The sequence below is a fragment of the Aequorivita aurantiaca genome (assembly GCF_030410135.1).
Taxonomy (GTDB): domain Bacteria; phylum Bacteroidota; class Bacteroidia; order Flavobacteriales; family Flavobacteriaceae; genus Aequorivita; species Aequorivita aurantiaca.
Genome location: NZ_JAUGQQ010000005.1, coordinates 84,702 through 99,165, shown reverse-complemented (window position 1 = coordinate 99,165; position 14,464 = coordinate 84,702). Strand labels below are relative to the sequence as shown.

The window sequence follows — 14,464 nt, the reverse complement described above, 5'->3', positions numbered from 1 at the left end:
GAAAGGTTCAGCGCGCAGTACAGACCAATTCCATAAAATAATTTAAATGAAAAGATTCACCATTTTACTATTTAGCATATTTCTTTTTTCGCTCCATGGTGCTTGTAAACCTTCAAACGAACAAAATAAAAAAGCCGAGGTCCTCGCCCAGAAAGAACAAATACCCGTTCAAACAGATACCGTTAACGGTTTGAAAAAAGCATATTTTGCCAGTGGCTGTTTTTGGTGCGTTGAAGCCATTTATGAAAGTGTAATTGGTGTAAATGAGGTAATTTCAGGCTACAGCGGAGGTAATGCACAGAACCCAACCTATAAAAACCATGCAGATCACGCAGAAGCGGTCGAAGTTATTTATGACCCTGAGATTATTAATTTCAGCCATTTGGTTGATGTCTATTTTGGTTCGCAAAATGTAACACAAGTAAATGGTCAGGGTCCGGATCATGGAAAATCCTATCGTTCCATTATTTTTTATCAGAATGATAAAGAAAAGAAAATAATAGAAACTAAAATAGAAGAAATAAACCGGCAATTGGTAGGTGAAAAAGTTGCAGCACAAGTTTTACCGTTCCAAAAGTTTTGGGACGCCGAAAACTACCACCAAAACTATGAGCGCAACAATCCTGATAACCCATATATTCAAAACGTCTCTATTCCACGTCTAAACAGATTCAAGCAAAAATTTCCACAGTTGTTGAAAAAAGAAAACCATTAAATAAAAGGTAATTCAAAAAAATATTTGAAAATTAGGTTAATTATTTTTCATTGCCTTTATCTCAAATATTAGAGGGTACATTTTATTGTCAAGTTCATACATCCCGTTATTATTTTTTACCAATCCTGGAAAAATGTCATAGGGAGAAGCATCGTGTTCCTTAACATAAGAAATAATTAATCCCGCTTCGGAAAGGGCCGTCACCACTTCGCCCAAACTGTGGTTCCATCCATATTCCCGGCTTATCATTTTAGAGTTTTTATCAGCATAGGTGCCTTGATATTCCTCATAAATGGCCTCTTTTTGATGATAGCCATATTTCATAAGTGGGGGTGAAACAGTATAATCGAACATCCAGGCAATGGGATGAAACTCTACAATATAAAAGAAACCTCCGGGTTTCAGTTTTTCCGAAATCATTGCCGCCCATGGTTGCAAATCTGGCAACCAACCTATAATTCCATAACTTGTAAAAACCACATCAAATTTTTCTGAAACAAACTTTGCAGTATCCAAAACATTACAACAAACAAATTGTGCCTTCAAACTTAAAGTTTCATTCAATTGTCGTGCAACCTTGATACCTTCTTCGGAGAAATCCACCCCGGTACATCTGGCGCCCAATCTGGCAAGGCTCAAAGTGTCTTGGCCAAAATGACATTGAAGATGCAGTATGTCTTTATTTGAAATGTTTCCCAATGCCTCAATTTCATATTGGTGTAGCGAACTTTCGCCACTTGTAAACTTAGACATCTCATAAAATTCACTTTCCAAATGAACGCTCACTTTTTTATTCCAAGTTTCTCGGTTCAATTCAAATTTTTCGGAATCTTTCATTAATAATTTATCAGTAAATAAATCGTATGGCAAAAATTTAAACCGCAATATATTTTATTTTTATTTAAGTTTTTCGTTAAACAACGGTTAAAATAATTGAGTTTTGACGGGTTTTATTGTAGTTTTAGAAACACTAACTTTAAAAACTATTATTATGGGTGACATCATTTGGCTAATTATAGTACTCCTCATTATAGGATGGCTAGTAGGTTATTTCGGTTTCGGAGAAGCCGTCGGAAGCCTCATTCACATTTTATTGGTCTTGGCCATCATTGGTATTCTTTACCGATTGGCAACGGGTAGAAGACCTTAATCAAAAAACATTATTAACACTTAAAAAAAACGAAAGATGAAAAAAGTATTTTTAATTCTATTTGCCGCAGGTTTAATGGCCACAAGCTTTAGCAGCTGTCGCGAAAACAAAACTATTGCGGACGATGTTGAAGATGTTGCGGACGATGTTGAGGATGCAGTAAATTAGTCCTTCAAAATAAAAATTAAAAGCCCTTTCAATAATTACTTGAAAGGGCTTTTTTTATTGGGTTTTATCCGCAACAATAGAATTCCACTCCGGATGTTTGCCAATGTATTTTTTTACGAAAGGGCAAACTGGGATTACTTTCAATCCCCTCAGTTCTATTTGCAGCAAAACCTTTTCCGTCAACTCACTTGCCACTCCCCTTCCCGAAAGTTCCTTGGGCACCTCCGTGTGGTTCAAGGACAAAATTCCGGGCATTACGGAGTATTCAATAATTGCTTTGTGGCCTTCAACCTCGGCCTCAAATCGGTTCTTTTCTTTGTTATCAATCACTCGCATTCCAATTGGGGTTATCCGGTTCAACATTATAAAAATACAAAAAATATGAAAGCCAAAACTATTCCCTATTTTTACAAAAAACTATTTATTATATGAAATTTATTTATGCAAACCTATTTGTCCTACTACTGTTATTAGGCTGCAACAACAGTTCGAAAAAAATAGCTGACGAAAATTTAAATGAGGTTCTAATAACAAAAGATTCGCTACAAAATTTAGATATTCGATATAAAATTGCAAACGCAAACGGTTTCGAAAACTGGAAAAATGTTTCGGAATTAGCATTCACATTTAATGTAGACAGAGATCAAAATCATTTTCAGCGTTCCTGGATTTGGAAGCCTAAAACAGCTGATATCACTATGATTACTGGCAATGACACTCTTCAATATAATCGGGCAAAAATGGACAGTTTAATAGAAAAAGCAGATGCAGCATTTATAAACGACAAATATTGGCTACTGGCGCCGTTTCAACTTATTTGGGATGAAAATATCACTATTACTGAAAAAGAAAAAGTTATTGCTCCCATTTCAAAGAATGTCTTAAATCAACTTACCATCGTCTATGGAAATGAAGGCGGATATACACCCGGCGATGCTTACGATTTTTTTTACGATCAAAATTTCAAAATCAAGGAATGGAATTTCAGAAAAGGAAATATTGAAAAGCCATCTATGACCACAACGTGGGAAGACTACGAAAATTTTAAGGGAATTGAGATTGCTAAAACCCATAAAGATAGCACCAATAATTTTCAACTTTATTTCACCAATATTTCCGTGAAGACGGAAACAGAGAATTAAACAAATTTTAATTCCTATTTTTGTGAAAAGCCATATAATTCAACCACATTCAATGTTTCAAAATTCCTTAGAATACGCCAAAAAGCAAGATGCCAATGACTCTTTAGCTCCTTTTCGAAACAAATTTCACTTGCCTACAAATTCCGTCGGCGAACCATTAATTTACCTTTGTGGAAATTCCCTCGGATTACAACCAAAAATTACTTCAGAATACATAAAAATGGTGCTCGAGGATTGGGCAAACTTGGGCGTGGAAGGCCATACGGTTGCTGAATTTCCGTGGCTTCCGTACCACGAATTTCTTACTGAAAACATGGCTAAAATTGTAGGCGCAAAACCTTCGGAAGTGGTTGTGATGAATACATTGACGGCCAATCTTCATTTAATGATGGTTTCGTTTTATCAACCCACAAAAACCAAATACAAAATTGTGGTGGAAAGCGACGCATTTCCAAGTGATAAATATGCGGTTGAAAGCCAGCTTAATTTTCACGGAATTGATCCAAAAGATGGACTAATTTTATGGAAACCCAGAACTGGCGAGGAACTTTGCCGTTTTGAGGATTTAGAGGAAATAATGAAAACCCACGGCAACGAAATCGCTTTGTTGATGATTGGCAGTACCAATTATTACACAGGCCAATCTTTTCCTTTGAAAAAAATTACTGAATTGGGCCATAAATACAATTGTCTGGTCGGCTTCGATTTAGCACACGGTGCGGGAAACATTCAACCAAATTTGCACGATACGGGCGCCGATTTTGCCGTTTGGTGTACCTATAAATATTTGAACAGCGGTCCGGGAAGTTTGGGCGGTTGCTTTGTACATGAACGCCATGCCCATAACGAAAAATTAAAAAGGTTTTCCGGTTGGTGGGGCCACAATAAAAAAACGCGTTTTAATATGCGGCATGAGTTTGATGCCCTTTCGGGCGCCGAAGGTTGGCAATTGAGCAACCCACCAATTCTTTCAATGGCCGCAATTCGGGCGTCTTTGGATACTTTCGCGGATGCGGGCTTTGAAAACCTTCGGAAAAAATCTGAAAAACTGACGGGATTTTTAGAATTCCTTTTAGATGAAATGAAAAACGATGCAATAAAAATTATAACGCCGAGAAGCCCCGAAGAACGTGGCTGCCAACTCTCAATTCAAGTGAAAAATGCGAATAAAAGTTTACACACAAAACTAACCGAAGCTGATGTAATCAGCGATTGGCGCGAGCCCGATGTAATTCGGGTTGCTCCCGCCCCACTGTACAATAGTTTTGAGGATGTATTTCACTTTGCGGGTAAATTAAAGGAAATTTTAAAATAAATGAAAGTCTCCCCGAGCGCAGTTGAGGGATTCTGCTTCGGAAGAATTGCAAAATAGGCCTCGACTGCGCTCGAACAGACAATAAAGAATGAATAAAACTCAAAATATACTAATAATAGGCGCCGGACTCTGCGGAAGTTTGCTTGCATTGAGAATGGCACAACGCGGCTTTCAAGTAACCTTAGTTGAAAAACGTCCCGATTTACGAAAAGTAACCCAAGACGCTGGCCGTTCCATAAACTTAGCGTTGAGCAACCGCGGATTGCGCGGTTTGCGTTTGGCGGGCGTAGAGGATGCCGCAAAAAAACTGTGTATTCCCATGAATGGACGGATGATTCACGACAAGGTCGGAAACACTTTTTTGAGTCCGTACAGCGGTCGAAAGGACGAATACATAAATTCTATTTCACGTCCTGGTTTGAATATGTTGTTATTGGACGAAGCAGAAAAAATGCCAAACGTAAAAATCATTTTCAACCACGCCTGTGAAGAAGTTGATTTGGAAAATGCTTCGGCAACTTTTAAGGACTTCAACTCAAAAAATGAAACGACGATTTCTGCAGATGTAATTTTCGGAACCGACGGCGCGGGTTCTGCGGTTCGAAAAAGTATGTATGAAAGTCATAAATTCCTCTTCAGTTTTTCGCAACAATGGCTGAGTCACGGTTATAAAGAGCTTGAAATTCCCGCGTTTCCCGAAAATGAAACCAATGCCGAAACCGGTTACCGAACTTATAAAAACGCTCTGCATATTTGGCCACGCGGCGAAGATATGTTGATTGCGCTGCCCAATTTGGACGGAAGTTTTACAGTTACTTTATTTCTTCCGTATGAAAACAGTGAATATTGCTTCGAGAATTTGACTTCGCCGGAAATGGTGCACGAATATTTTAACAAAGAATTTCCCGATGTGGTGGAAATGATCCCAAACCTTTCTGAAGAATTTTTCACCAATCCCATTGGTCCTTTGGGTACGGTAAAATGTTCGCCCTGGAATGCCTTCGGAAAAGTACTTTTATTGGGCGATGCCGCGCATGCAATCGTTCCATTTTACGGGCAGGGAATGAACGCCTCTTTTGAAGACGTTGCAGTTTTTGATGAAATTCTTGAGAAATACAGTTCCGAAAAAACCATTAATTGGAACAACCTTTTTAAGGAATACGAAGCGCTTCGGAAAAAGGATACGGACGCAATTGCAGATTTGGCGGTGGATAATTTCCACGAAATGAAAGAGCACACCGCAATGGAAATTTTCCAAAGAAAAAGAAAACTGGAAACAGCTTTTGAAGCAGAATTTCCCGAGGAATATTACAGTAAATATGCTTTGGTTACCTTTAAGGAATCTATCAGTTATTCTGAAGCAATGAAACGCGGACGCGCACAGGATAAAGCGATTTTAAATCTTTTGGACGACGGAAAAATCACCGATGAAATGTCGCTAAAAGAAAAACTTGAACTTGTAAAAAAAGAAACCGAAGGCATTCTTCACGATGATGAAGTTGCGTTTGGGTAAAAATAAAACTATGGAAAATAATGAAAAAGATTCCCGCCTTCGCGGGAATGTAGTGGAAGGAAAAGCAACGCCGCGCGGCGCATATCCGCACGTAAAGCGTGTTGGCGATTTTATATTTATTAGCGGAACGAGTTCACGTTTGCCCGACAATACTTTTGCCGGCGTAAATAAAATTGATGAAATGGGCACGATGCATTTCGATATAAAAGAACAGACCCGCGCCGTACTTGAAAACATAAAAGATTACCTAGCCACCGAAGGCGCAACAATGGCAGATGTGGTGGACATTACCAGCTTTTTGGTAAATATGAACGACTTTGCTGGCTACAATCAAGTGTACGCTGAATATTTCAATAAGGAAACGGGACCAACGCGTACCACTGTTGCGGTGCATCAATTGCCGCATCCGTATTTGGTGGTGGAGATTAAGGCGATGGCCTATTCGCCAGTTAAGAGTTAAGAGTGCAGAGTTATGAGTGATAAAGAACTAAATATTAAATCTTCAACTATTGAAAAAGGTCTTGATTTAGCAAAAGACTTCTTAGGTAAACTTATATTCCCTGCAGTTGAAGAAGTTGGATTATTAATGGGCGACAATATTAAAGTGTGGCGTTTTAAGAATCAAATTCGTCTTTTAAATAATGTTGAAAAATATGTGAATGAGAAAAATATTTCTACTAAAAAGGTTCCTTTAAAAATCCTTCTTCCGTTACTTGAAAATGCTTCTTTAGAAGAAGATCCTATTCTTAATAAAATGTGGGAAAATCTATTAATTAATTATATAGATTCAAATAAGCTTTTTACTATTTCAATATTCCCAATGTTTTTATCTCAGCTTTCAACGAGAGAAGCCACATTCTTAAAACATCTTATAATTTTGGTAAAAGAATATGATTTATCTGGAGAAAAATTAAAGCTTTATGAAAATGATTTTAGAGGTGTTCAATCTTTAAATATTCCTGATGCAGAGATTTCTAATATGGTAAGATTGGGAATTATTGGATGGATTTCTGGAATAGATATTTTAACTCGTTGTGAATTTAACCGCCCTTCTGTTTCTAATAAAGAAAAGTATATATACTTAACAAAATTAGGAGAAGAATTCATACAAGCCTGTTCAATAAAATAATGCAAAAAATCCTAAACTACATAAATGGTGAATACGTGGAACCACTTTCCAAAAAATGGTTGGATAATTACAATCCATCCAATGGCGAAATTTATTCGCAAATTGCAAATTCAAATAACGAGGATATTGAAAATGCATATCAAGCCGCAAAGGATGCTTTTCCGAAATGGAGCAATACAACCATTGACGAACGCAGCAGAATTCTTCTAAAAATTGCAGATTTAATTGACGAAAAATTAGTTGAGCTGGCCGAGGCCGAAGCAAAAGATAACGGCAAACCTTTAAGTTTGGCCTTGGCGGTTGACATTCCGAGAGCGTCCGCGAACTTTCGTTTTTTCGGAAATGCAATCACACAATTTGCCAGCGAAGCTCACGAAAGTGTGGGTTTGAATACGATGAATTTCACCCTACGACAGCCGCTAGGCGTCGTGGGCTGTATTTCGCCGTGGAATCTTCCGCTGTATTTGTTCTCGTGGAAAATCGCACCCGCAATCGCCGCGGGAAATACGGTGGTTGCAAAGCCCAGTGAAATTACGCCGTTAACCGCCTTTCTTTTAGGAGAAATCTGTACGGAAGCTGGTTTGCCGAAAGGAGTTTTGAACATTGTTCACGGCGCAGGACCTTCCGCGGGGCAAGCCATTGTGGAACATAAAAATATTAAAGCGATTTCTTTCACCGGTGGAACCAAAACGGGCGAACACATTGCCCGCACCGCCGCACCAATGTTTAAAAAATTGTCTTTGGAATTGGGCGGAAAAAACCCAAACCTCATCTTCGCCGATTGCGATTATGAAAAAATGCTGGACGTAACCGTTCGCTCTTCGTTCTCAAACCAAGGCCAAATCTGCCTTTGCGGAAGTAGGATTTTTGTTGAAAAACCGATTTACGAAAAATTCAAAAAAGATTTTGTTGAAAAAGTAAAGCAACTCAAAATTGGAAATCCATTTGATGCCGAAACAAATATTGGCGCTTTGGTTTCAAAACCGCATTTGAAAAAAGTAGAATCGTACATAAAAATCGCCGAAAATGAAGGGGGAAAAATTCTTTACGGCGGAAATCGGGTTACTGTGAAAAACTTTGAAAACGGTTACTATCTAGAGCCAACAATCATTGAAGTTTTTGACGATCAATGCCGCGTAAACCAAGAAGAAATTTTCGGTCCAGTAGTTACAATTATGTCTTTTGAAACCGAAGAAGAAGTTTTAAAAATGGCAAATTCAGTGAAATACGGATTATCATCAACACTTTGGACTTCCGATTTAAACCGCACGATGCGCATTTCAAAAGAAATTGAAGCCGGAATCGTTTGGGTAAATACGTGGCTGAACCGCGATTTAAGAACCCCTTTCGGCGGAATGAAAGATAGCGGTGTAGGCCGCGAAGGCGGATTTGAAGCACTTCGGTTTTTTACGGAGGCGAAGAATGTTTGTATAAAATATGAAGCCCCCTAACCCCCAAAGGGGGAATTTGAAAACGAAACTGAAAATGAAATCGAAATCGAAATCGAACTCAATACTCAATACTTAATACTCAATTCTAAAATAAATGAATTTAGACTTAACAGATAAAAACGCAATGGTCTGCGGAAGCACCGCCGGCATTGGGAAAGCAACCGCAATCCAATTGGCAAAACTTGGTGCAACTGTAACTTTGGTTGCCCGCGATGAAGAGAAATTGAAGGAAACTTTAATAGAACTTTCACACGATAAAGGACAAAAACACAACTATTTTGTAGCCGATTTCACCAAACCCGATGAAGTAAAAAAGAAATCCGAGTTGGCCGCTTCAAATAAAACATTTCACATTTTGGTGAATAATACTGGCGGCCCAAAAGGCGGACCAATTTTTTCCGCAGAAACTGATGAATTTGAAAAAGCATTCTCGATGCATTTAATTTGCAATCAAATTTTAGTACAAGCCGTTGTGCCGGGTATGAAAGAAGCCGATTTTGGCAGGATTATAAATATCATTTCAACTTCGGTAAAACAGCCAATTGACGGCCTTGGCGTGAGCAATACTATACGTGGTGCAGTTGCAAGTTGGAGCAAAACCTTGGCGAATGAACTAGGTCAATTCGGAATAACCGTAAACAACGTTTTACCAGGTTTTACAGCTACTGACAGGTTGGAAGACATCGTTGGCAACGCCGCAAAAAAAATGAACAAAACCGAAAAAGAGGCAAGCGATTTTATGAAAAGCATCGTTCCCGCGCGACGTTTTGCACAGCCGGGTGAGATTGCAAATGCAGTGGCATTTTTGGCTACCGAAGCCGCAAGCTACATTAACGGAATTAATCTTCCGGTGGATGGCGGGCGCACCAAAAGTTTGTAACTTTAAACGAAATTTAGTTTTAATTAAAAAGATTCCCGCCTTCGCGGGAACAAGTTATGAAACGAAAACTCCGCATTAATGGCCATTCACACCTACTTCCCTATCCAGAGGAAATTCCGCAGTTTATGAAAGATAAGGGGATTTTTTGGGTTGATAAAGACCGAAAATTTATGCTTCAAAAAGATTGGAGCCGCCCCGTAACCGATTCCAGTTTCTTTTTAAATGAAAAGTTGGAATGGATGGAGCGCTTCAAGATTGACCACGCCGTAGTTTTGAATCTTTCCCAACTTTACGGAAATGGTTTGCGTGTGGAAGAAATGAAACAGGCACTTCGATTTCAAAATGATTTCAACGCAAAAATCCAGCACGACCATCCTTCAAAATTTACTTGTGGATTTGTGGTTCATCCCGGATTTGTTCGGGGTGCACTTTGGGAAATGGAACGCTGCGTGGAAGAATTGGGACTTCAGCTATTGTGTTTGCCAACGCACTATATGGACACGATTGGTACGTGGCGATGTATTTTTGATGAAGAAAACGAACCCATTTTCGAGTTGGCGTCAAAATATAATCTCGCCGTTGAAATACATCCCTATGATGGGGAAAAATTTATAAAACTTCAAAATACAGCCTGGCGCTTTCATCTTATTTGGATGCTCGCACAATGTGCCGACGCCTATCATTTCTTAACTCTGAATGGCTACGCAGATAAATATCCGGGAATGAGGACTTGCTTCGCTCATGGCGGACAATTGGCACAGATTAATTTGGGACGAAGAATCCAAGGTTTTGACGGGCGGCCGGACCTTTTTGAAGGAAAAGTGCATCCACGAAAAGCTGTTGGCCACAAAAATATTTTCTTTGATACCTTGGTCCATGACACAGGTTCCCTCGAACTTTTAGTAAGAAATCAGGGCTACAAACAAGTGCTAGTTGGTTTGGATGATCCGTATCCGTTGGGCGAAATGGAAAGCGCGCCGCAATCTTCCTATCCCGGGAAAATATTGGATTTGGCACTGGAACGAAAAATTGTCAACACGGAACAGGCCGATGCAATGTGGGAAGAAAATGTGATACAATGGCTGTGCGGCGATAACGAAAAAATAAAGCAGAATTTGGTAAACAGAATTCTCGGCGAAAATGACGGAAGTAGCTAAATTCTATATTCTTAGCCATATCTGCATCGCCTTTTTGGGCGGGGTTTTTTTGCTTGCCCTTTGGTATAATATTCGAAACCGGTTTAGCCAACTTTTGGAAGAGGATGATTCTCAGAAAAGAGTTGACAAAGGTTTGCTCTACCTGAGTTGTGCGATGTTTGTTTGGGTGCTTTCGGGAGTGTGGATTTATGGCGGAACGGTTTTTAATTACACACAGACTCAGGGTTATAGTATTGCCGTGAATCTTTTTTCCATTGTAAACAACATGTTTTTATTGCTGGCGCTATTTTACTTCTATTATGCGCCGGGATTTATTTATCACAACAAAAAAAACATCAAAACTATAATTGCCGTTATTGTTTTAACCTCCATTCTCACCTTCATTTTACCATTTGTTTTGGGAGAGAATAATGTTGTGAATAACATACGGATCAGCGGAATTCCAGATTTGCTGCTATCTGCTTTTCTATGCTATTTATTGGGAATTTCTTTTTATAGAACCTTTGTTTATAGAGGTTTGAAAATTATTGGCGCCATTTCTATTTTAGTTATTGTATTAATTTTTCTTTCACAGATTTCGGAAGTTTTCTTGACCTTCGGAAATGATTTCAGCAACAATTTCATAAAGATTATCGCGAAAACTTCGTTAATTTCGGTATTTCTGGTTTTGGCAACAACGTGGGTTATTCGGCTAGCCAGCACGCCAAAACCAAATGAAATTACCATTCACTTTTTAGATTGGAGCTTGGTAAAGCTTAACATTCCCACCAAAAATATTTACGACCAAACCATCGATTTCGGTTCAAAAACGACGCAATATAAAAACCTCTTGAAATTTGCCATCCGAAGAAAATACGCCGAAGGCGATTCGCAAACCATTCCGGTGAACCTCGGTGGCGAAATAAAAAACCAGACCTACCTCACGCGAATCATTGAAAATATTAACGATATTCTTCAATTGGATGATTCCCAAAAACTCGATCGCCGCGACCTTTTCACCTTTATTGGTGAAAGCAAATATCGTTTGCGAATTATTCCGAATAACATTTCGATAGACAAAAGATTGCTTGAAGAATTCTCCGAAACTGCTGAAAACAGAGAATATAAAGGCTTTTTGTAACTCATTGTTATCGCCATCACAATTTCGCACAGTTCGCTATTTTTTAGTATTATTTAAAACTGCATACCCGTGCGTTTTCAATGTGCTTTACATTGCTCTCAAAATAAAATTAAATTATGAGCAATGAAATTTACGAGGCGGAACAGCCTCAGCTTTTTGGCCATCCCAAAGGACTTCTTTATCTATTTTTTGCAGAACTGTGGGAACGTTTTTCCTTTTACGGAATGCGCGCTTTGCTCGTGCTTTATATGACCAAACATTTATTGTTTGATGACGATATGGCTTTTGGCGTTTACGCGGCTTACATGTCGTTAGTTTATGTAACTCCAATGATAGGTGGAATTTTAGCCGATAAAATTCTGGGTTACCGAAAAGCCATTATACTCGGCGGAATTTTAATGATCTTCGGACACTTTTTTCTTACAATTGAAATGCCCATTTTCTTTTATGGTTCGCTGGGTTTAATAATCGTTGGCAACGGTTTTTTTAAGCCAAACATTTCTTCATTTGTAGGTGAGCTGTATGCACAGGGCGATGCGCGGCGCGATTCGGGATTTACAATTTTCTACCTCGGAATAAACTTGGGAGCGGCCATTGCCCCACTTTTGTGCGCATGGTTTGCGGTAACCTATGGCTGGCATTATGGTTTTATTTTAGCCGGAATCGGAATGGTGACGGGGCTTTTGGTTTTCCGCGGTGGACTCAAAAATAATGTTTTCGGAAACAAGGGGTTTGTTCCGAACCAAGAAATTTATGCGCAAAAATGGTTTGGTTTGACCCGTGGAAAATGTATTGTTTTGGGTTCCATTTTATCAGTGCCTGTTTTTGGTACGCTTATTCGCTTTCATGAATTTGAAGGATATTTGGTTTGGATTGTTTCGGCGTTTTTGGTTTTCTACATTGGATTTATTCTTTCAAAAGTTACTTCCACAGAGCGGAAACGATTGCTGGTGGCGGTTTACTTTACCATTCTTTACACTTTATTCGCTGCAATTTTTGAACAGGCCGGAAGTTCCCTTACGCTTTTTGCAGATAGAAATGTGAATTTGGTGGGAATGAATGCCGCGGGAACCAACAGCATAAATGCCAGTTTCATTATCATTTTCGCCATCCCATTTTCGATGCTTTGGACTTATTTGAGCCGAAGAAAAGTGAATCCCAATTCCGCAGTAAAATTTGGACTTGGACTGATATTTCTTGGCCTCGGGTTTATTGTTTTTGCACTTTCGGCACACAGCGTTGATGACTACGCGAAAACCGGAATGAGTTATTTAGTTATTGGTTATATGGTTTTAACTGTGGGTGAATTGTTTCTCTCGCCCATCGGCCTTTCAAAAATGACGGAACTTTCGCCACTAAAATATGTGGCGTTTATTATGGGCGTTTGGTTTTCCGCGAATTTTTATGGTCATTTTTTTGCGGGAAAAATTGCCAAACTTACTACGGTTTCTAACGGAAATACCAACGTTTTTTCCGAAGGTCTATTCGGCAGATTTACTGAATTCATTACTGGGTTAACACCTCAAATAGTTTCGCAGCAAAGCGATGCCCTCCAACAATTATTTTCGTACGTTTCGGTGTATGCCAGTTTTGGGGTAATTAGCGTGATTGTGGGTATATTTGCAATACTCATTTCGCCAATCATTAAAAAGATGATGGCTGGCATTCATTAAAAAAATTGAAAATGGATTTTCTTCCCGAAAAAATAAACGATTACGTAGAAAAACATTCGCAGCCGGAGCCGGAATTGCTTCAAAAGTTAAACCGCGAAACGTGGCAAAAAATGATTGCACCGCGCATGTTGAGTGGGCATTTGCAGGGACGGGTTTTGAGCATGCTTTCAAAATTAATTCAGCCGAAAAATATTCTCGAAATTGGAACGTATACCGGCTATTCAGCATTGTGTTTGGCGGAAGGAATGCGTGAAAACGGGGAACTTCACACGATTGATATTAACGAGGAATTGTTCGACTTCCAACGAAAATATTTTGATGAATCAGCTTTCGGGAAACAGATTTTCCAACATTTAGGAAATGCTTTGGAAATAATTCCAAAACTGGAAAAATCTTTTGATTTGGTTTTTATTGATGCCGATAAAAACAACTATCCAAACTATCTCGAAATCATTCTTCCGAAGCTAGAAAAAGGGGCTGTTATTTTAAGCGACAATGTGCTTTGGAGCGGAAAAGTAGTTGAAAATTTGAAAGAAGATGATGAAGATACGAAAGCACTTTTGCAATATAACAAACTCCTAAACGAGCATCCACAACTAGAAACGGTGCTATTGCCCATTCGCGATGGCCTAACAATTTCAAGGCTGATTTAGCAAAATTTAGAATTTTCTTTTTACAGGGCCGGTTACCTCATCAACATCATCCCTTACTTGGTCAATTTGCTTTTGAACGTCTTTTGTAATGTCCAAATCGAGACCTTGTTTTTGAGCGCCTTTGCTGATTTCAGATTTTATATCATTGGTAGCATCCTTCACTTGGCGCATAGCCTTTCCCAGTCCGCGGGCAATGTCCGGAATCTTGTCAGCACCAAAAACCAGGAGTACGATAAAAAGAATAAAGCCTATTTCGGCACCACTGATAAAAAGAAATATTGCCTGTAAAATCATCCTGCAAATATACTAATGAGTTATGAGTTACACGCAGTGTACGATTAGTTTTTATCTGTTATGGAACAACAAAAAACCCTCCTCAATAAAATTCTTGAGGAAGG

Annotated in this window: 17 protein-coding genes; 14 read left to right on the top strand and 3 right to left on the bottom strand. The window is 38.9% G+C overall.

Annotated elements, in window-relative coordinates:
• Positions 1–46 precede the first annotated feature (46 nt).
• Complete coding sequence (msrA, locus tag QRD02_RS09275; protein ID WP_290254664.1) at positions 47–715, top strand: peptide-methionine (S)-S-oxide reductase MsrA; 669 nt, start codon at positions 47–49, stop codon at positions 713–715.
• A 36-nt stretch (positions 716–751) separates the two neighbouring features.
• Here msrA and QRD02_RS09270 read toward each other — a convergent pair whose 3' ends face one another.
• Positions 752–1,552: a class I SAM-dependent methyltransferase gene (locus QRD02_RS09270; protein ID WP_290254663.1), complete on the bottom strand. Its 801-nt coding sequence runs from the start codon at positions 1,550–1,552 to the stop codon at positions 752–754.
• A 154-nt stretch (positions 1,553–1,706) separates the two neighbouring features.
• On the opposite strand from QRD02_RS09270, the gene QRD02_RS09265 reads away from it, so the two are divergent.
• Both QRD02_RS09265 and QRD02_RS09260 read left to right on the top strand, forming a co-directional pair.
• Positions 1,707–1,865, top strand: a complete 159-nt coding sequence (locus QRD02_RS09265; RefSeq protein WP_290254662.1) for a lmo0937 family membrane protein — start codon at positions 1,707–1,709, stop codon at positions 1,863–1,865.
• Positions 1,866–1,901: 36 nt separating this feature from the next.
• Positions 1,902–2,033, top strand: a complete 132-nt coding sequence (locus QRD02_RS09260) for a hypothetical protein (protein WP_290254661.1) — start codon at positions 1,902–1,904, stop codon at positions 2,031–2,033.
• A 54-nt stretch (positions 2,034–2,087) separates the two neighbouring features.
• Here the strand turns inward: QRD02_RS09260 and QRD02_RS09255 are convergent, their stop codons facing one another.
• Positions 2,088–2,369, bottom strand: a complete 282-nt coding sequence (locus QRD02_RS09255; protein WP_290254660.1) for a GNAT family N-acetyltransferase — start codon at positions 2,367–2,369, stop codon at positions 2,088–2,090.
• A 92-nt stretch (positions 2,370–2,461) separates the two neighbouring features.
• Here QRD02_RS09255 and QRD02_RS09250 point away from each other — a divergent pair, with 92 nt between their 5' ends.
• From QRD02_RS09250 to QRD02_RS09200, 11 genes are all read left to right on the top strand, one after another.
• Positions 2,462–3,175 carry a hypothetical protein gene (locus tag QRD02_RS09250; protein WP_290254659.1) on the top strand — a complete coding sequence of 238 codons (714 nt, stop codon included), beginning with the start codon at positions 2,462–2,464 and terminating at the stop codon, positions 3,173–3,175.
• 52 nt (positions 3,176–3,227) lie between these two features.
• Positions 3,228–4,490 carry a kynureninase gene (gene kynU / locus QRD02_RS09245; RefSeq protein ID WP_290254658.1) on the top strand — a complete coding sequence of 421 codons (1,263 nt, stop codon included), beginning with the start codon at positions 3,228–3,230 and terminating at the stop codon, positions 4,488–4,490.
• 88 nt (positions 4,491–4,578) lie between these two features.
• Entirely contained in the window at positions 4,579–6,003 is a 1,425-nt protein-coding gene (locus QRD02_RS09240; RefSeq protein WP_290254657.1) for an FAD-dependent oxidoreductase, read from the top strand.
• A gap of 10 nt (positions 6,004–6,013) precedes the next feature.
• Positions 6,014–6,463 (top strand): RidA family protein, encoded by a 450-nt coding sequence (locus tag QRD02_RS09235; protein WP_290254656.1) that lies wholly within the window; start codon positions 6,014–6,016, stop codon positions 6,461–6,463.
• Positions 6,464–6,475: 12 nt separating this feature from the next.
• Positions 6,476–7,132 carry an Abi-alpha family protein gene (locus QRD02_RS09230; RefSeq protein ID WP_290254655.1) on the top strand — a complete coding sequence of 219 codons (657 nt, stop codon included), beginning with the start codon at positions 6,476–6,478 and terminating at the stop codon, positions 7,130–7,132.
• Positions 7,132–8,583 (top strand): aldehyde dehydrogenase, encoded by a 1,452-nt coding sequence (locus tag QRD02_RS09225; protein WP_290254654.1) that lies wholly within the window; start codon positions 7,132–7,134, stop codon positions 8,581–8,583. Before QRD02_RS09230 ends, QRD02_RS09225 begins: the two co-directional genes overlap by 1 nt.
• A gap of 94 nt (positions 8,584–8,677) precedes the next feature.
• On the top strand, positions 8,678–9,463 hold the full coding sequence (locus tag QRD02_RS09220; RefSeq protein ID WP_290254653.1) for an SDR family oxidoreductase: 786 nt from the start codon (positions 8,678–8,680) through the stop codon (positions 9,461–9,463).
• 56 nt (positions 9,464–9,519) lie between these two features.
• Complete coding sequence (locus QRD02_RS09215; protein WP_290254652.1) at positions 9,520–10,620, top strand: amidohydrolase family protein; 1,101 nt, start codon at positions 9,520–9,522, stop codon at positions 10,618–10,620.
• Positions 10,604–11,740: a hypothetical protein gene (locus tag QRD02_RS09210; RefSeq protein ID WP_290254651.1), complete on the top strand. Its 1,137-nt coding sequence runs from the start codon at positions 10,604–10,606 to the stop codon at positions 11,738–11,740. Before QRD02_RS09215 ends, QRD02_RS09210 begins: the two co-directional genes overlap by 17 nt.
• Before the next feature lie 116 nt (positions 11,741–11,856).
• Positions 11,857–13,413, top strand: coding sequence for a peptide MFS transporter (locus tag QRD02_RS09205; RefSeq protein ID WP_290254650.1), 1,557 nt, complete (start codon positions 11,857–11,859; stop codon positions 13,411–13,413).
• Positions 13,414–13,424: 11 nt separating this feature from the next.
• Positions 13,425–14,066 carry an O-methyltransferase gene (locus QRD02_RS09200; protein WP_290254649.1) on the top strand — a complete coding sequence of 214 codons (642 nt, stop codon included), beginning with the start codon at positions 13,425–13,427 and terminating at the stop codon, positions 14,064–14,066.
• 6 nt (positions 14,067–14,072) lie between these two features.
• Here QRD02_RS09200 and QRD02_RS09195 read toward each other — a convergent pair whose 3' ends face one another.
• Entirely contained in the window at positions 14,073–14,360 is a 288-nt protein-coding gene (locus QRD02_RS09195) for a Sec-independent protein translocase subunit TatA/TatB (RefSeq protein ID WP_290254648.1), read from the bottom strand.
• Between the last annotated feature and the right edge of the window lie 104 nt (positions 14,361–14,464).